Annotated in this window: 19 protein-coding genes; 12 read left to right on the forward strand and 7 right to left on the reverse strand. The window is 53.9% G+C overall.

Annotated features, from left to right (window positions below):
* Positions 1-7 precede the first annotated feature (7 nt).
* The 4 genes from srlB to cueO all read right to left on the reverse strand — a co-directional run bounded on the left by srlB (position 8) and on the right by cueO (position 3,800).
* Positions 8-370 (reverse strand): PTS glucitol/sorbitol transporter subunit IIA, encoded by a 363-nt coding sequence (gene srlB / locus ACMV8I_RS11315; RefSeq protein WP_498865322.1) that lies wholly within the window; start codon positions 368-370, stop codon positions 8-10.
* Positions 371-379: 9 nt separating this feature from the next.
* Complete coding sequence (gene srlE / locus ACMV8I_RS11320; RefSeq protein ID WP_498865323.1) at positions 380-1,369, reverse strand: PTS glucitol/sorbitol transporter subunit IIB; 990 nt, start codon at positions 1,367-1,369, stop codon at positions 380-382.
* A gap of 14 nt (positions 1,370-1,383) precedes the next feature.
* Positions 1,384-1,932, reverse strand: coding sequence for a PTS glucitol/sorbitol transporter subunit IIC (gene srlA, locus ACMV8I_RS11325; protein ID WP_498865324.1), 549 nt, complete (start codon positions 1,930-1,932; stop codon positions 1,384-1,386).
* A 260-nt stretch (positions 1,933-2,192) separates the two neighbouring features.
* On the reverse strand, positions 2,193-3,800 hold the full coding sequence (gene cueO / locus ACMV8I_RS11330) for a multicopper oxidase CueO (RefSeq protein ID WP_498865325.1): 1,608 nt from the start codon (positions 3,798-3,800) through the stop codon (positions 2,193-2,195).
* Positions 3,801-3,975: 175 nt separating this feature from the next.
* Here cueO and ACMV8I_RS11335 point away from each other — a divergent pair, with 175 nt between their 5' ends.
* From ACMV8I_RS11335 to speD, 3 genes are all read left to right on the forward strand, one after another.
* Positions 3,976-4,323 (forward strand): YacC family pilotin-like protein, encoded by a 348-nt coding sequence (locus ACMV8I_RS11335; RefSeq protein ID WP_498865326.1) that lies wholly within the window; start codon positions 3,976-3,978, stop codon positions 4,321-4,323.
* Positions 4,324-4,517: 194 nt separating this feature from the next.
* Positions 4,518-5,393, forward strand: a complete 876-nt coding sequence (gene speE, locus ACMV8I_RS11340; RefSeq protein ID WP_498865327.1) for a polyamine aminopropyltransferase — start codon at positions 4,518-4,520, stop codon at positions 5,391-5,393.
* 28 nt (positions 5,394-5,421) lie between these two features.
* The gene (gene speD, locus ACMV8I_RS11345; RefSeq protein ID WP_498865328.1) at positions 5,422-6,216 is read left to right on the forward strand and encodes an adenosylmethionine decarboxylase; all 795 of its coding nucleotides are present in this window, start codon (positions 5,422-5,424) and stop codon (positions 6,214-6,216) included.
* A 74-nt stretch (positions 6,217-6,290) separates the two neighbouring features.
* On the opposite strand, the gene ACMV8I_RS11350 is transcribed toward speD, so the two are convergent.
* From ACMV8I_RS11350 to dtnK, 3 genes are read right to left on the reverse strand one after another with little or no spacing between them, the layout of a single operon-like run.
* Positions 6,291-7,049 (reverse strand): DeoR/GlpR family DNA-binding transcription regulator, encoded by a 759-nt coding sequence (locus tag ACMV8I_RS11350; protein ID WP_498865329.1) that lies wholly within the window; start codon positions 7,047-7,049, stop codon positions 6,291-6,293.
* Positions 7,050-7,085: 36 nt separating this feature from the next.
* The gene (locus ACMV8I_RS11355) at positions 7,086-8,066 is read right to left on the reverse strand and encodes a D-threonate 4-phosphate dehydrogenase (RefSeq protein WP_498865330.1); all 981 of its coding nucleotides are present in this window, start codon (positions 8,064-8,066) and stop codon (positions 7,086-7,088) included.
* Entirely contained in the window at positions 8,059-9,405 is a 1,347-nt protein-coding gene (gene dtnK / locus ACMV8I_RS11360) for a D-threonate kinase (RefSeq protein WP_498865331.1), read from the reverse strand. The genes ACMV8I_RS11355 and dtnK overlap by 8 nt, the downstream gene beginning before the upstream one ends.
* Positions 9,406-9,596: 191 nt before the next feature.
* Here dtnK and ACMV8I_RS11365 point away from each other — a divergent pair, with 191 nt between their 5' ends.
* From ACMV8I_RS11365 to yddG, 9 genes are all read left to right on the forward strand, one after another.
* Entirely contained in the window at positions 9,597-10,733 is a 1,137-nt protein-coding gene (locus ACMV8I_RS11365) for an iron-containing alcohol dehydrogenase (RefSeq protein ID WP_498865332.1), read from the forward strand.
* A 43-nt stretch (positions 10,734-10,776) separates the two neighbouring features.
* Positions 10,777-11,664 (forward strand): dihydrodipicolinate synthase family protein, encoded by an 888-nt coding sequence (locus ACMV8I_RS11370; protein WP_498865333.1) that lies wholly within the window; start codon positions 10,777-10,779, stop codon positions 11,662-11,664.
* Positions 11,665-11,748: 84 nt separating this feature from the next.
* Positions 11,749-13,164: a sodium:solute symporter family protein gene (locus tag ACMV8I_RS11375; protein WP_498865334.1), complete on the forward strand. Its 1,416-nt coding sequence runs from the start codon at positions 11,749-11,751 to the stop codon at positions 13,162-13,164.
* Positions 13,165-13,166: 2 nt separating this feature from the next.
* Positions 13,167-14,345, forward strand: a complete 1,179-nt coding sequence (locus ACMV8I_RS11380) for a sialidase family protein (RefSeq protein WP_498865335.1) — start codon at positions 13,167-13,169, stop codon at positions 14,343-14,345.
* A gap of 48 nt (positions 14,346-14,393) precedes the next feature.
* Positions 14,394-14,864, forward strand: coding sequence for a NanQ anomerase/TabA/YiaL family protein (locus tag ACMV8I_RS11385; RefSeq protein WP_498865336.1), 471 nt, complete (start codon positions 14,394-14,396; stop codon positions 14,862-14,864).
* A 3-nt stretch (positions 14,865-14,867) separates the two neighbouring features.
* Complete coding sequence (locus ACMV8I_RS11390; RefSeq protein ID WP_498865337.1) at positions 14,868-15,557, forward strand: SDR family NAD(P)-dependent oxidoreductase; 690 nt, start codon at positions 14,868-14,870, stop codon at positions 15,555-15,557.
* A gap of 342 nt (positions 15,558-15,899) precedes the next feature.
* On the forward strand, positions 15,900-16,142 hold the full coding sequence (locus ACMV8I_RS11395) for a hypothetical protein (RefSeq protein ID WP_498865338.1): 243 nt from the start codon (positions 15,900-15,902) through the stop codon (positions 16,140-16,142).
* Positions 16,143-16,165: 23 nt separating this feature from the next.
* Positions 16,166-16,768, forward strand: a complete 603-nt coding sequence (locus ACMV8I_RS11400) for a hypothetical protein (RefSeq protein WP_498865339.1) — start codon at positions 16,166-16,168, stop codon at positions 16,766-16,768.
* Between the two features lie 89 nt (positions 16,769-16,857).
* On the forward strand, positions 16,858-17,736 hold the full coding sequence (yddG, locus tag ACMV8I_RS11405) for an aromatic amino acid DMT transporter YddG (RefSeq protein ID WP_498865340.1): 879 nt from the start codon (positions 16,858-16,860) through the stop codon (positions 17,734-17,736).
* Position 17,737 lies beyond the last annotated feature (1 nt).

Genomic DNA, 17,737 nt, shown 5'->3' on the forward strand with positions numbered 1-17,737 from the left:
CCTAATGTTAATCGATAAATTTCAATATGCTACCCAGCGGAATATCGTCGGGGGTAATGCCTTTCACATGCACGCTGCCTGGAAATTCGGCCCGGTCACTGCCGTCAAAACGCAGCGTGATATGCCCCAGTTCTCGTAAATTCTGCATCGCTACTTCACCGACGGCAGTGACCGGATAGCAGACATCCGCCAGCTCCATATATGCACCTGTGCGCAGTTCGCCTTCGGTCTGACCGTGCTGATGGATGAAGCAATAATCCTGAATATCCTGCGGCGCACCTTCACGAAAGGTGATCAGCATCTGGTCGGAAAGTGCTTCTCGTGCAAAGTCCCCGATGTGCGTGATAGTGGTTTGGTAAATGGTTTGCATGTTGGCTCCTTATTGATAGATGAAGGCTGAAGCGACCCAGGCGATCAACACCGTCGGCGCGCCGGTGAGGAAACGTCCGACCAAAACCGAAGGCACCCCCACACGCACGGTGTCCTGTTTGGCTTCTGCCAGGGACAATCCGACCGGAATAAAGTCACACGCTGCCTGTGCATTGATGGCAAACAGCGCAGGCAAGGCCAGATGCGGCGGAATATTTCCCAGCCCGATCTGTACGCCAACAAGCACGCCAATAACCTGTGCAATGACCGCGCCAGGGCCGAGGAAAGGAGAAAGCAGCGGGAAGGAGCAGATCAGTGCCAGCATCATCAATCCGACCGGGCTTTTCGCCAGCGGTGTCAGGCCGTGGGCCACCAGATCGCCCAACCCGGAGGCCATAATGATGCCGATAAGCGCTGCCACAAACGCCATAAACGGCAGAATTGTTTTGAGTACGGTATCAATGGTGTCGCGCCCCGCCTGAAACAGCACCGCTACACCGGACCCCATTCCCATACCGACTTTCGCCAGCAGCCCGTCACTTTGTTCGGTGATTTTTTTGGTCGTGTCATATTCACGCCCGGCACCTGATGGCGCAGCCTTCGCAGCAGCCGGAACCGACTCCCAGCTGGCAGAGGCTTCAAGGACGATATCGTGCTCACGCACGCCGGAAACATAGATGTCTTCAGTAATATATTGCGACAGCGGGCCGGATTTGCCGGTTGAATGGATATTGATCGTGGGGATCCTGCGCTTTGGATAAATGCCGCAACGCAACGTGCCGCCGCAGTCGATGACCATCACGCCGATCTCTTCGGCAGGCGGCTCACCTTCTTTGAAACCATCCACGCTTTCCCAGCCGGTCAGCGCGGCAAGTTTGTCGACGATCGCCGGGCGAGTACCCGCTGTGATATACACCACTTTCTTGCCAGGCACGGCCTCAATCAATAAAGGACCGCCCCAACCGCCCTCACCGCGGTTAATTCGAATAATAATGCTCATTTTCTGCTCCGCGTTTAAAGTTGAACCTGACGGTCAAGCTGGATACCCATCTTGTGTTCGAAGATGTGTGTTGTGAGATCGGTTACCCAGCCCCGGAAGAAATTGGTCACCATGCCGACCAGGAAATAACTGACTGCCAGCGGCCCCAGTGGTAATCCGAGCGTCGTAAGACCACTGGCAACGCCGAGATAGACGAACAGTTCGCCGGGGTTGATGTGCGGGAATAATCCGTTCATGGAGTGGCAACTGTAAGAGCTGGCCGCGTAATAACTGGGCTTGTAGATCTCAGGCATAAAGCGCCCGAGGCTCAGTGTCATCGGATTGCAAAATACAAAGGTGCCAATCACCGGCAACAGCAGGTAGCGTGACACCGGATTTCCGGCACAGCGCTGCGCCAGACGTTCGATCCTTTTCTGGCCGACGAATACGATCAGTGCATTCATCACCACCAGCAAACTGATTAAGAGAGGTAAAATGCCAGTGACCATGCTGACAAAGACCTCCCCCCCTTTCTGAAACAGGCCGATAAACCACTCGGCTCCGTGCGTGATAATTTCGATCATCTTGCTCTCCTGTAGGATAAGTGGGGCTACGCTTTCATTTTTATGTCACCACGCATAAAATATAATCATTATGAAAACATAATTACACTGTATTGATCACATTTTGAAAGATTTAACTTTCAAAATAAAACATTAAAGAGCTAATGATATGACGAGATCAGCATCGGGGAGAGGATCAGGCACGAGAAAGCAGCCAGAGGAACGTCTCTGGCTTGGTTATTAATAAAAGGGGATTTAGGAAAGAGGCTTAAGAAAGTAAATCATGCAGAAACCGTAAAGCCGAGCATCATGCCGCTGTCTTCATGTTCCAACAGATGGCAGTGCGCCATGTAGGCCTGCTGGCTATCAGCGAGATGACTGAACCGTACCAGCACTTCGCTGCGCGCCCCTTCAACGCGGACAATATCTTTCCAGCCGGTGCGGTGTGCAGCGACTGGCTGGCCGTTTTCGGAAAGGATTCGGAACTGCGTGCCGTGAATATGGAAAGGATGCAGCATCATGTCGCCCTCTCCCGAAATGGTCCATTTCTCGTACTGGCCGCGTTTAACATCGAAAGCCGGCGTGTTCATATCGTAAGCTTTGCCGTTAATTTTATTGGCACTCATGACATCAAACTTACCAGCGCTTTTTTGCATATCCATTCCTGCCATGTCGCCATGCGCATCCTGAGACATACCCGGCATGGAAGCCATATCACTGCTTTTCGCCGCTGCACCGTGGTCCATATTCATGCCAGCCATCGCGTCATGACCATAGCGCTCCATTAATGCCGCCATGCCTTGCTGGTCAAGCAGTGGATCCATCGAGAGTTGCAGCCAGCGGGTCGGCAGGCCATCGGCAGAAACCAGCTCAGGCATGTTCACTAAGGTGTCAGGGACCGACTGCGCGCCCAGCGTCAGCGTTGGCTGAATACGCAGCACCGGCAGCGGCTGGTCAAACGGTGCCAGCGTCATACCCATCTGTTTGACCGGTAGCGTGACGACATCAAAAGGTTGATTGCCTTGACACTCCACCAGCACTTCAAAGCGTTCGCCCGTCAGCATCGCCAATTCACTGACTTTTACCGGCTCAGCCAGGAAACCACCGTCGCTGGCGATCACGTACAGCGGACGTCCGTCACTGGTGGCGATATTAAGCGAACGTGCATTACAACCGTTCAGCAAGCGTAGACGCACCCAGCCACGTGACACACCGTGCTGCGGGTAGACCACGCCGTTGGTCAGCATATGGTTGCCGAACCAGCCAATGGCAGCGGTCATCACATCCAGTTGGTAATCAATTTGTCCCGCTTGGTTGAGGCGCTTGTCCTGAAACACCAGCGGAATATCATCCACTCCCCAGCGTGAAGGAAGTTGCAGTTTATTACTTTCATCGTCCTCAATCAGTACCAGCCCGGCCAACCCCATTGCCACCTGATAACCACTGGTATGATGCGGGTGTGGATGGAACCAGCAGGTCGATGCAGGCTGATCGAGCTTAAACTGCACCGTGCGGCTGGCACCGGGCGCAATTACGCCCTGTGGACCACCATCGATATCACCAGGAATTTCAAGCCCGTGCCAATGAACGGTACTGGCGACGCTAAGGTGATTATTCACGGTTACCGTTACCTGTTCGCCGCGTTTAAGGCGCAGCACCGGGCCAAGCAAATTGCCGTTAACTCCCCAGGTGTCGGTATTCACGCCGGGTATAAACTGGCTCTGTCCGCGCTGTAAATTGAGGGTGTAGTTGCCCTTAAAATCGACCTTAAGGATCGGGGGAACCGGCAGCACCGGGCGCTCGTCGGCCAATGCCAGACGGCTCCAGCACGGTAATGTGGTGGCTGCGCCCATCAGGGTCGTCCATTTGATAAAGTCGCGGCGATGCATATTCAGATCCTTTTGGTGGTGTGCATGCAGTATAAAAACGTCAGCCTAAACTCTCCAGTAAGGTTAAGGTCAAGCTGCAGGCCGGACAAAAGAAATTTAGTGTGGCGCATGGCAAATATGTTAACGTCTTTTAATTCAATTAGAGTCTCCTTTTTCCTATTAAAAGAACAATACGATGAAAAGAACTACGCTGACTTTGCTGTTGCTGACCCTCCTTGGTTTCTCCTCTGCAAGCCAGGCATTGAGTGAATCTGAAGCCGAAGATTTAGCGGACCTGACCGCCGTCTTCGTTTATCTGAAAAATAACTGCGGTTATGACCAGTTACCCAACGCGAAAATTAAACGCGCCATCGTGTTCTTTGCACAGCAGAACCGCTGGGATTTGGCCAATTACAACAGCTTCAATATGCAGGCAATGGGCGAAGACAGTTATCGCGATCTCAGCGGGATTGCTGTTGCTAAGACAACTAAATGCAAATCGCTGGCGCGCGACTCCCTGAGTCTGCTGACTTACTCGAACTGATTAGCTTTAAGCTGGCGGGATGATACCAACCGCCAGCGCTTCCCATACCATTCCTACCTTTCAGCTACACTTAAATCCTTTCCTTTAAAACCAGACTCTCTGAGCAACATTCAACCGTGCATGCGCAGGTAATGTTGGCTATTATGTCGCCCCCCATTTTTCAATACAGTGAATACTCAGGAGAAGACCGCGATATGTCCCAGGATCACTCACAAAAAGAAATATGGCTTGAGACACTGCATGCCAATTTTGGCCAGTATTTCAGTGTCGAAAAAGAGTTGTACCGCGATAAAACCGAGCATCAGGATCTGGTGATTTTTGAAAACGCCGCCCTCGGTCGCGTAATGGCGCTCGATGGTGTGGTGCAAACCACCGAACGTGACGAATTTATTTATCATGAAATGCTGACCCACGTGCCTTTACTGTCGCACGGCAATGCCAAAAAAGTGTTAATCATTGGCGGCGGCGACGGCGGGATGCTGCGTGAAGTATGCCGTCATAAAGGGATGGAAGCTGTCACGATGGTGGAGATTGATGCAGGTGTGGTGGAGTTTTGCCGCCAGTATCTACCCAATCACAGCGCAGGTTCATTTGATGACGCCCGCTTTAATTTGGTGATCGACGACGGCGTGAACTTCGTTAACCAGACCACTGAAACCTATGATGTGATCATTTCCGACTGCACAGACCCTATCGGTCCTGGCGAAAGCTTGTTTACGTCGGCATTTTACGAAGGTTGTGCGCGCTGCCTGAAACCGGGTGGGATTTTCGTCGCACAGAACGGCGTCTGCTTCCTGCAACAGGATGAAGCGGTAAACAGCCATCAAAAACTGAGCCACTATTTCAGTGACGTTACGTTCTATCAGGCGGCAATCCCGACTTATTACGGCGGTATAATGACCTTCGCCTGGGCAACCAACAGCACGAAATGTCGCCAGATTGACAGCAGAACGTTGCAAGCGCGCTTTGACGCCGCAGGCATTACCTGCCGTTATTACAATCCGGCCATTCATCACGGCAGCTTTGCCTTGCCACAATATCTACTGAATGCCCTGTCAGCCTCGCGCTGATACTGTATCCATAAGGGGGTGAATTAAATTGCAAAAGCTGAAACTGCATGGCTTCAATAACCTGACCAAAAGCCTGAGTTTTTGTATCTACGATATCTGTTATGCCAAAACGGCTGACGATCGTGACGGCTATATCGCCTACATTGACAAAGAATATAACGCCAACCGTTTAACGGAAATTCTCACCGAAACCTGCTCAATCATCGGCGCGAATGTACTCAACGTGGCACGGCAGGATTACGAACCACAGGGTGCCAGCGTCACGATTTTAGTGAGCGAAGAGCCGGTCGATCCGCGTGACGTGGATACCACAGAGCATCCGGGTCCGTTGTCGAATTCGGTGGTGGCCCACCTCGATAAGAGCCACATCTGCGTTCACACCTACCCGGAAAGTCACCCGGAAGGCGGACTTTGTACTTTTCGCGCCGATATTGAAGTCTCCACCTGTGGCGTGATTTCACCTTTGAAAGCATTGAACTATTTAATTCACCAGTTGGAATCAGACATTGTTACCATTGATTATCGCGTTCGCGGTTTCACACGTGACGTCAATGGCGTGAAGCATTACATTGACCATTCCATTAATTCGATTCAGAATTTTATGTCGCAGGATATGAAAGCACTGTACGACATGATGGATGTGAATGTGTATCAGGAAAATATATTCCATACCAAAATGATGCTTAAAGAGTTCGATCTTAAGCACTATCTTTTTAATGCAAAACCCGATGAGTTAAGCGCGGCAGAGCATAAAGAGATTACTGATTTGCTCTACAAAGAGATGCAGGAGATATATTACGGTCGCAATCTGCCTTCGGTGTGACAAATACTGAAGAAGAAAGGCCGGACATCTGCGGATACCCGGCCTTTTTTGTTTTTATATCAACGCAATAGGATTCAGGCCAGCGTCAAATTAAACGACTGGTTGCCTAGTGACTGTTGGAGCTCCGTGTTCAGCGCTTTATCGGTAATGATGTCGGTCATTTCAGCCAACTGCGAAACGCAAAACAGCGAGTACGCCCCGTATTTACTGCTGTCTGCCAGCAATACCCGACGCCGCGCATTGACCGCCAAATCCTGTTTCAGCCCAGCTTTTTCCTCCGTCGGCGTAGTGATGCCTTTGTCCAAACTCCACGAGTTGCAGCTGATAAATGCGATATCTGGATAGACGCTGCGTAGCAAACGACGGCCATGTTCACCCACGCAGGATTGGCTGCTGTCATCGATCCGGCCACCGATAATCGTCACTTCAATCTGTTTAAACTCAGATAAAAACAGTGCGATACGCAAATCGGCGGTGATCACCCGCAAGGGAAAATGCGTCAGATTACGTGCCAGTTCCAGCATGGTGGTACCGGCATCTAAGACCACCGCATCCCCCGGCTTTACCATGGCTGCCGCAACTTTAGCGATCGCCTGCTTTTCCTGCAGGCTGCGCTGTGACTTTTCGTTAGTGGTCGGCTGGCTGGGGATAAAGCGATTGAGCGTAACGCCGCCGTGGCTGCGGCTGATCACGCCCTGTTCGTCGAGTTTTATCAGGTCGCGGCGAATGGTTGCCGGAGAGGCCTCAATAGCGGCGACCAATTGTTCAACGGTGACCAGATTATGACTTTTCAGATAATCCATAATCTGATCGAGGCGACTTTGTCCGGTCAACGTGATTCCTTTTTGCCTTGCGCCAGTGGCGTGTGACTACGCCAGTTGTACGGCTAACTGAATAGAGATCGCCATGCTCTCAGACTTGGCTTTTCCTGTCCACGCAATATCAAACGCAGTGCCGTGGTCTGCGGACGTGCGGATGAACGGCAAACCGGCCGTAATGTTAACGCCGTCATAAAATCCCATCAGTTTCAGCGGGATATGTCCCTGATCGTGATACATCGCGACCACCATGTCATACATTCCTTCATAAGTTTGCAGGAATACCGTGTCCGGCGGGCAAGGCCCCGTCACGTTGATACCTTTGGCTTTCATTTTTTCGACCGACGGCCCGACAATCTTAATCTCCTCGTCGCCGAACAGCCCGTTTTCACCGGCGTGCGGATTCACCCCCGCCACGGCAATGCGCGGATCCTGATATCCCACGCAGCGCAGGAAGGTGTCCGCCATTTGGATCACCGTTTCCACCCGCTCGTGACTGAGCGTATCGAGGAACTTACGCAGCGCAATGTGCGTGCTGACGTGGATGACTTTGAGTTTATCGGTGTAGAGCACCATCGCGTAGTCGCGGCTGTGGGTCAGCTTGGCCAGCAGCTCGGTGTGCCCGGGATAAAGATGCCCCGCCGAGTGCAACGCTTCTTTATTCAGCGGCGCGGTGGCGATAGCGTGGACATGCCCTGCCATCGCCAGTTCGGTGGCGCGTTTCACACAGCGATACGCCAGATCGCCTGCCTCTTTCTGCACTTTTCCCGGCACCAGCGCATTAGGATCCGCCAGCGGTTCGTCGAGTACGTTGATGACGCCCGGCGCGAAATGCGCCTGTGCCACTGCATCGATAATACGCAGCTCCGCCGCCGGGGTGATCCCCAGCGCCAGGATCCGGCGCAGCGTCACAGCGCAGCCCACCACCACGGCTTTGGTGCCCGACAGCTCGCCCTCCGCTAACGCTTTAATGATGATTTCAGGGCCGATGCCGGCCGGGTCACCCATCGTTACTGCGATAATTTTAGTCACTCACCTTCTCCTCAATACTGCGTAAAACGTCAAGTAGCGTGTTTTCAGTGCCGAATCCGCCCGCCTTGGTCATGACCGGCAGCCGTGGGAACGGGCTGCCGAGTAAATATCCCCAGGGAACGCAGCCTGCAATCTGTCCTTTAATCTCAAACCCTGATGCTCCGAGCGCCCGGGCGACGGCCAGCGCGATATCCCCGCCGGACAGATACATACCGCCCGGCCGGTTTCCCGGTTGCTGTAAAACGTGGTGAATCAACTGCCCGAGAAAGGCGGCGATACGCTCTCCCATCTGCGGGCGGCTGAGATGATGTCGCTGGCAAAAGACGTCAATGGATTGCCGCTGTTCTGCGCCCTGCAGGGTACGGATCACGCAGTGTTTTCCCTGTCCGAGCGCCCCGCTGATCTGCGCGGCGAGCGTCAGCTGCCGCGCCGGTGACCCGGGCGAAAACAGATCCAAAACATCGATATCCACCAGCGCCACCGCCCGGTGTTGCCTCAGAAAAGCGATCTGCTGTACGGCGATGTCACTCATTGAACCGACCACCGCCAGCAGCGGCAATTTTTCGACGGCGGAGCTGAGCGGCGCGTCGCCGCTCCCGCGCAGGCTGGCGTCTGTCAGCGCATGAATAAGACCCGACGCGCCGACCATCAGCGGGCGGAACGGCAGGCGTTGCGCGGCCTGCACGATACGCGCCAAATCCTCAGATGTTTCGCTGTCGGCCACCAGAATGCGTACGCCCGATGCCACCAGTGCAAAAATCTCTGTCTGCACATCGCCGCCTCTGAGCGCGTCGAGCCCGACATGGTGCACGCGCAGCGAAGTTTGTTCCGCAAGCCGCGCCGCCACGCTGGCAGTATTCAGCGGCGTTTTCGGGTCGGTGGCGAATTCGGTCTCGGTCAGCAGATGGCCGTTGACATAGCACTGCCCGCCGGTGACCACCCGCCCGAGTTCAGGCACCGCCGGTGCGACAATCGCCAGCGGGCAATTCAGTGCGATCAGCGCCGCTTCTGTTTCAGCGCCGATGTTGCCGCGCAACGTGGAATCAATTTTCTTAAATACCTGATACTCACCGGAGAATGCGGCGGCCCCGGCCCGGAGGACACGTGTGACTTTGCCTGCCGCTTCTGCCGCGCTCAGCGCACGGCTGTCGGTGCTGTAAATCACCGCACGCCCTTCGCGGCTGGCCTGCACGCCGCTGTGTTCGTCAAACTGCACGCTGGCCGCCAGCCCCTGCCGGATCAGCGCCACGCCAGTGTCATTCGCCCCGGTGAAATCATCGGCGATCACCAGAAGTTGTGGCGACGTCTGCCGGTCTGCGGTTGTCACTCTTTTGGCCATCGTGGCTCCGTGATGAATAAGTCGTGTGAATTGGCTGATTATGATTATATTCAATCATGATTGATTATATGTGAGCAACTTCAAATTATTCAACTTCAATTTCGCCTATAAATTGCCCTGACGATGTGAGGAGTATCGACCTTTGATGATTGAACTCACTCTTACTAAGGGCTTAGACGGCAGGAACAGACATGAATATCAACAGTACGATCATCAGCGGTTATCAGTCATTACAGGACATCGGGTACTTACTGGCCGGAAAACGTCAGGTGATGCTGGTCAGCGATAAGAACATTATTGGCCTGCCGCCGGTACAATCGCTGATGTCTCAGTTGGATAAGGCAGGCTGTCAGGTGAGCGTGATTGATAACGTGCCGCCGGAGCCGAGCCAGCACGATGTCTCTGCCATTCTGAATGCGTTAAATCAGCCCTCGGCAGATCTGGTGATTGGCGTGGGCGGCGGCAGCGTGCTGGATGTCGCCAAACTGCTGTCGCTGCTGTGTGCGGGCGATGAAAACGTCACGCTGAACGGCCTGCTTGCCGGTGAAAAACCGCAGCGCCGTACCTCCTCTTTGCTGATTCCGACCACCGCAGGCACCGGCTCTGAAGCCACGCCCAATGCGATTCTGGCGATCCCGGAAAAAGAAACCAAAGTGGGGATCATCACGCCGGTGATGCTGCCGGATTACGTGGCACTGGTGCCGGAACTGACCACCAGCATGCCGACACGCATTGCCGCCTCGACCGGCATCGACGCGCTGTGCCATCTGTTTGAATGCTTCACGTCGGTCATCGCCAATCCGGTAAGTGACAACTTCGCACTGGTCGGCATGAAAAAACTGTTCGCCAGCCTCGAAACTGCCGTGGCAGAGCCGGGCAATCTCGAAGCCCGGTTAAACATGCTGTGGGCGTCGTACTACGGAGGTGCCGCCATTGCGCATGCAGGCACGCATCTGGTTCACGCAATGTCCTATCCGCTGGGCGGGAAATACCATATTCCTCACGGCGTGGCGAATGCCCTTCTGCTGGCTCCTTGCATGGCATTTGTCCGGCCTTCTACGGTGAACAAATTTGCCCGCGCGTATGACGTAATTCCCGACGCCAATCTGGCATTAAGTGAAGAAGAAAAATCCTATGCGCTGGTGGAGTATTTCGATGCGCTGGTTCACCGGCTGGATTTACCGGTCACGTTAAGCCAGCTGAATATCACACCTGACGACATTCCTTATTTGTCTCAGGGTGCAATCGAGGTACAACGGCTGATTAAAAATGTGCCCATGCCGGTAGAGAAAAATCAAATAGAAGAAATTTACCGCAGTATTCGTTAACCCCTTATTTCGTATCCGATGACAACGACGTGAAGAGAATAAAATGAATAACATAACCGGAGTTTATACCGCCATTGTGACGCCCTTTTCCGCTGACGGAAAACTGAATGGCGACGCATTACGTCAGCAGGTGAAACGTCAGAAACAGGCGGGGAATAATATTTTCTGCAACGGCACCAACGGAGAGTTTTTCATGCTCAGCGAGCAGGAAAAAATTCAGGTGACCGAAATCTGTCTTGAAGCCGCAGGCGATGACACGAGCGTAATGTCACACGTGGGGGAGATTTCTACCGCTGATACGATCCGTCTGGGCAAACAGATTGAAAAACTTGGCGTGCGTGCCGTTTCGGTTATCACGCCGTGGTTTGCCGCTCTGCGCCCGCAGGAGCTGATTGCCCATTTTCGCGCGGTGGCTGATGCGCTGAGCGTGCCGGTGTATCTCTACAACATTCCGGCGCGCACCGGCAATACGCTGACGCCGGATGTCGTGCGCGTGCTGGCGGATCATCCGAATATCAAAGGCATCAAAGACAGCGCCGGTTCATGGGAAAGTCTGCACGGCTTCCATGACGTCAGCCGGCAGTTTACCGATTTTGATGTCCTCACCGGCCCGGACTCACTGATTTATCGCGGTTTTACCGAAGGCAGCGCCGGGTGCATCTCCGGCATCGCCAATATTATCCCCGCGCAGGTGAACGCCGTGTACCGCCATCTTCAGGAAAATAATGCCGCCGCCGCCGAAGCCGTGCAGGCGGAAATCAATCAAATACGCACCGATCTTTACAGCATTGCATTCTCACCGGCCGTGGTTAAAAAAGCTGTGAATCTGCTGGGTTTTAACGTGGGTGAAAGCCGGTATCCGGTCGACTTCACCGAGGACGATAACAACAAGATTTTGTCCGTGATTAACGCTTTTAATTTGCGCGGCTAAACGCGCCTTACCTTCTGAAACCACTACACCCCTGCGCATGAAAATGTGCAGGCAGGGTTCCCCTACGCGCTGTGTGAGGAAAAAATGAAAGAATTTAGCTCATCAGATACGTTAATTATCATCAGTATTGTTCTGGCCTACATCCTGTTCACCACCTGGCTGACCTACCGCTTGCGCAGTAAAACCAGCGGCGACTTCATGGAAGGCTCGCGCGCCATGCCCGCCTTTATCGTCGGCGTGCTGCTGATGTCGGAATACATCGGTGCAAAATCCACCATCGGTACGGCGCAGGCCGCTTTCGAAGGCGGTTTTGCCGCCTCATGGTCGATTCTCGGCGCGGCCATCGGCTTCCCCATCTTTGGCCTGCTGCTGGTCAAACGCATTTATAACACCGGCAAAATCACCATTTCCGGGGCGATTGCCGAGAAGTACGGCAACACCACCAAAAACATCATCTCGATCATCATGATTTACGCGCTGTTGCTGGTGAACGTGGGTAACTACGTCAGCGGCGCGGCGGCCATCTCCACGGTGCTGAAAGTGAATCTGCCGGTCGCGGCGTTTATCACCGCCGTCGTCAGTACGTTCTACTTTGCCTTCGGCGGCATGAAAGGCATGGCGTGGGTCACCATGTTGCACAGCGCCATAAAATACATCGGCGTGCTGATCATTTTAGGGATCGCCCTGCACATGACGGGCGGCGTCATGCCCATGGTTAAAGAAATGCCTGATTTCTACTGGACGTGGGATGGCAGCATCGGTGCCAGCACCATCTTCGCGTGGCTGATCGGCACTATCGGTTCGATCTTCTGCACACAATTCGTGATCCAGGCGATTTCCTCCACCAAAAGTGCCGAATCCGCCAAGCGCGCTACCTGGGTGGCCTTCTTCTTTTGCATACCCATTGCGCTGGCGATTGGCATGATCGGCGTCGCAGCAAAATTCCTGCACCCTGAGATGAACAGCCTGTACGCGCTTCCGATCTTTATTCAGGACATGAATCCGTGGCTGGCGGGGCTGGTGACCACCTCACTGGTGGCGTCGATTTTCGTCAGCGTCAGCACCGTCGCGCTGGCGATTGCCTCGCTGATTGTGAAAGATTTCTACGTGCCCTACCGCAACCCGACGCCAGAACGGGAATTCAAAATGACCCGCTGGTTATCCCTGCTGATTGGTTTCCTGCCGCTAATTTTCGTGCTGCTGGTGCCGGAAGTGCTGAAGCTTTCCTTCTTCACCCGCGCCATCCGCCTGTCAATTTCCGTGGTCGCCGTCATGGCGTTCTATCTGCCGTTCTTCAAGAGCGCACGCGGTGCCAACGTCGGCCTGATCGGTGCCTGCATCGTGACGTCGGTGTGGTATGTGCTCGGCGATCCTTTTGGGATCAACAATATGTACATCGCGCTGGTCACCCCGGCAATCATCATGGTGATTGACCGCCTGATCCCGCAGCGCAAGGTAAAAAGTGAAAATGCACACATTATTCAGAAGTCTGGAGCTTAAAAATGACCACTGAAACGCTCACCGTCGAACGCAGCGGCCACATACATACCGCAGAAAATGACGCCGCGCGCCGTGACGCGATGCTGCCTTCGGATTGTCCGCAAAATCATGCAGCTAATATTCTGCCTTTACCCAACGGCAGCCTGTTGTGCGCGTGGTTTGGTGGTACGCAGGAAGGCATCGCGGACATCGCCATCTATCTGTCGCGCCTTGAGAAAGGTGCGCAGGTCTGGAGCCAGCCGGTAAAGTTTTCCGAGGATGCCAGCCGCTCAGAACAGAATCCGGTGCTGTTTCTCGACCCGGATAATGTGCTGTGGCTGATGTATACCGCGCAGAAATCGGGAAATCAGGACACCGCCGTTGTCCGCTTCCGGCAGTCACAGGATCTCGGGAAAAACTGGGGGGAAATCGACACGCTGTTCGACCAGCCCGGTACCTTTATCCGCCAGCCCGTCACGGTATTGGCCAATGGTGACTGGCTGTTGCCGGTGTTTTATTGCCGCACGCAGCCGGGCGAAAAATGGGTCGGCAATAACGACGACAGCGCAGTGAAGATCTCCGCCGATAAAGGCAAAACCTGGCGGGACGTCGCCGTGCCGGAAAGCACTGGCTGCGTGCACATGAATATTACTCCGCTGCACGACGGCAGTTTGCTGGCGCTGTACCGCAGCCGCTGGGCCGATTTTATCTATCAAAGCCGTTCGGCCGACGGTGGCAATACGTGGACAGCACCGGTGCCGACGGTGCTGCCGAACAACAACTCGTCCATTCAGGTCACCACGCTCGCCAACGGCCATCTGGCACTGGTGTTTAACAAGATGAGCGCCGCCGATGCCAGCGATCGTCGTGCCTCGCTGTATGACGAAATCGAAGATGAAGAAGACGATGCGCGAACCGAAGCGATCCTCGCAGCCGGAGCGCGCAGCGCGTTCTGGGGTGCGCCCCGCGCGCCGATGACGCTGGCCATTTCCGAAGACGGCGGCCGGACATGGCCCCTCCAGCGTAATCTGGAAACCGGCGATGGCTATTGCATGACCAACAATTCGCAACAAAAACTCAACCGCGAGTTCTCTTATCCGAGCATCAAACAGGGGCTGAACGGCGAACTTCACATCGCCTTCACCTACTTCCGGCAGGCGATCAAATACGTCTGCGTCGAAGAGTCCTGGGTAAAAGGCTGAGGTTAACGTGGCCCGATGCATGCGGGCTTTTCTACCAGGAGTATCAAGATGATTGCAGGAAATTTAGCCGCGCTGGAACTGGCGACGCTGCCTGAGCCGCTTCGCCAGATCCTCACTCGCCCCGACTGTTCGCTGGAAGCCCTGTCTGCACGGGAAGATGGCCGCTTTCAGCCCGGTGACGTCAGTTGGTTTTGCCATATCGCTGTCGCCACTACGTCACCCGTCGCTGAACGCCACACTGAGTTTCATCAAGACTGGCTGGATATTCAGCTCGTGCTGGAGGGCGAAGAGATCATCGGTTTTGATACGCGTGATGCGACCGGACAGCCTGCGACCGAGCGCAAACCCGATCTGTTTATCCTCGAAAACCCCGCCCTGCCGAACGAGATCCTGCTGCGCCGCGGTGACTTTGTGACGTTTGCCCCCGGCGAACCGCATCGTGCGCTGTGTTGCACGGAACATCCGGCGATCGTGCGAAAAGCGGTGTTCAAAGTGCCCGCGGCGGCGTTCAGGGAGTGACTTATGAATAAAACGCCCATGAAACATGCGCTAGTCACCGGATGCAGCTCCGGCATCGGTGAAACAGTCTGTCAGACGCTGCTGGCGCAGGGGTGGAAGGTGACAGGGCTGGCCCGTCGGGCTGCCGGACTTTCGCATCCTCATTTCACACCGATCCCGCTGGATGTGACAGAAACCCCGGCGCTTATTGCGGTACTGGACACCCTAGCGCCCGTGGATGCACTCATTCACGCGGCGGGTATGATGAAAGCAGCACCGCTGGGCCAGCTGGATTACCAGGCAAGCGATACATTATGGAAACTTCACATCGGCGTGGCGGAAGTGCTCGCGGACCGGCTGGTGGCTAAAATGCCCGATGGCGCGCGGATCGTGCTGCTCGGCAGCCGCACAGCGTCGGGCGTTGCGGGCCGCAGCCAGTACGTCGCGACCAAATCGGCAATGATCGGTATGGCCAGAAGCTGGGCGGCGGAGCTGGCGGTGCGCGGTATCACGGTCAATATTGTGGCGCCCGGAGCGACGCAAACCCCGATGCTGGACAATCCGCAGCGACAAAGTTCGTCGCCTAAATTACCGCCCATCGGCCGCTATATCCAGCCACAGGAAGTCGCCGATTTAGTCAGTTACTTACTTTCCCCCTCCGCCGCAGCGATTACCGGTCAGCAATTAATAATTTGCGGCGGCGCTTCTTTATAGAAACCCGATAAACATTACTTAAGTAAAATAATCACGCCGGTTTAAAAACCGGCCAGACTCCTTAAGACAAATTAATATAAATCCGCCGATTAAATTCCATTTTAAGTTAAATTATTCGATTAAAGATCTTACCGTTAAGCCGAATTTCTAAAGCAACATATCATCCATAAAACAAATTAAACGCATTTAAATTCATTAATTTTAGATAATGGCGATCAAAAGATCTATATTTTCCGAAAAACAGACAAACCCATTTATCTCTGCCTCTCCAGCCTTTAGCATCGCCGTATTGCTTACTAAGCAACCAGCTCCATCCCCCTCAAGCAGAAATAAAAAATGACAATGAGTAAATTAAAGACCGTATCCAGCCTGCTGGTCGCGAGTTCTTTATTGGTTTCCGGGGTTTCCCGGGCCGGGGAAAGTTTGTTAGGCAGCAATACTGAAGAGATGCGGCACTATGTGAGTTATGGTGCTGAATACTATAAGTGGGACGAATCCGTCGATAATATGGACGGTAAATATGTTGCTGAACATGGCCCGCGCCTGCGCGTTAATTTCGGATCCATAATTATCTCGACGCCCTAAGCGGCTTATTAAAAGCCTGGGACATGAGCGTAATGTTCGGGATCGTCAATTATAAAGGCAGCACCCTTGACGATCAGGCCAATGTGCCGAACGGCACGCTGAAAGGGAAAACCTACTACACCGGTTACAGCGCCGATGTGACACGCGGCTACCGTTATCGCGCGTCGGACAGCATCTCTTTCGACATGAAAGGTGCACTCGGCGGCCAGGTTTGGTTGCGTAATATACGCTCCGACGATGTATATATCACATCAGAAAACCGCACGCGGGATTACAGGGCGCTGGAAGTGTCATTGCAGCCGTATGCCAAAGCCTCTCTGGGTGCGAACTGGCAGATGACCGCCGACTCACGTCTGAGTGTCGAAGGTGGCGCACTGTATCCGATCAAAACCTGGACGCACAGCAATCAGGGTGATGTCTGGCTGGAGCCGAAATCAAAGCTTTCGCCGTTCACCAGCCTGACGTGGAACATCAACAAGGATGTGTTCGTCAAAGCCAGTTACGTGCACCAGAAATACGGCAAGTCAGACGAGAAACAGGGTGACCTGAACGGACGCACCGTCGGCTACTACCAGCCTGCCACCACCACTTCAACATTGGGTCTGGAAGTCGGTTTCTATTTCTGATGTCTCTCCATAAAGAGATTGTTCCGGTGTAATTTATCGGGACAATCGCTTATCTTAAAAGCCTCCTTATTTAGAGGCTTATCTTTCCGATGGATCGTTTTGCAACGCTATTTGGTGTTATCGCTATTTTGCTGTGGAGCATGAGTGTCGCGCTCACCCGCAGTCTGGCAGAAGCGCTCGGGCCGTTTGGTGCAGCAGCCTCTATTTATACGGTCAGCGGCATTATGGTGTGGATGGCCAGCGGCAGACCCACGCTGCACGGACAGTCTCCAGCCTATCTTATTATTTGCGGCTTGCTGTTCGTGTTTTATATGGTGGCATTTTCACTGGCAATTGGTCTGGCGAACAGCCGCCAGCAAACGCTGGAACTCGGGCTTATCAACTATTTATGGCCCAGTCTGACGCTGTTGTTTGCGGTGCCGTTATTGAAACTCAAAGTGCGCTGGTGGATATTGCCGGGTGCGGTGCTGGCGTTTGCCGGCGTGATGTGGGCGATAAGCGGAGGACACGGCGTGGATGTGCATCAGTTGATGCGTAATGTGCGCAGTAATCCAGTCGCCTACGGGCTGGCTTTTGGTGCGGCGATTGCGTGGGCGCTCTATTCCAATCTGGTGCGAATATTAAGTAAAGGAAAAGGCGTATTGCCGCTGTTCCTGCTGGCAACCGGTGCCGTCCTGTGGGTGCTGTACTTTATGTATTCGTCGACCCGCATCAATCTGACCTGGCCGGCCGTCACTGAATTGCTGGCTATGGGTGCCATAACAGCCATTTCATATCAGTGCTGGGATATTGCGATGAAGAAAGGCAATGCCACGCTGGTCGCAGCGCTGTCGTACTTCACTCCGCTGTCAGCCATTTTTATTGCCGGTTTGTGGCTCAATACCTTACCAGGAGCCAGTTTTTGGCCCGGCGTAGGCATGGTGGTTGCAGGCTCGCTGCTGTGCTGGACAGCCTCACGGGGTAAATAAA

It is taken from the genome of Ewingella sp. S1.OA.A_B6, assembly GCF_049889095.1.
GTDB lineage: Bacteria > Pseudomonadota > Gammaproteobacteria > Enterobacterales > Enterobacteriaceae > Ewingella.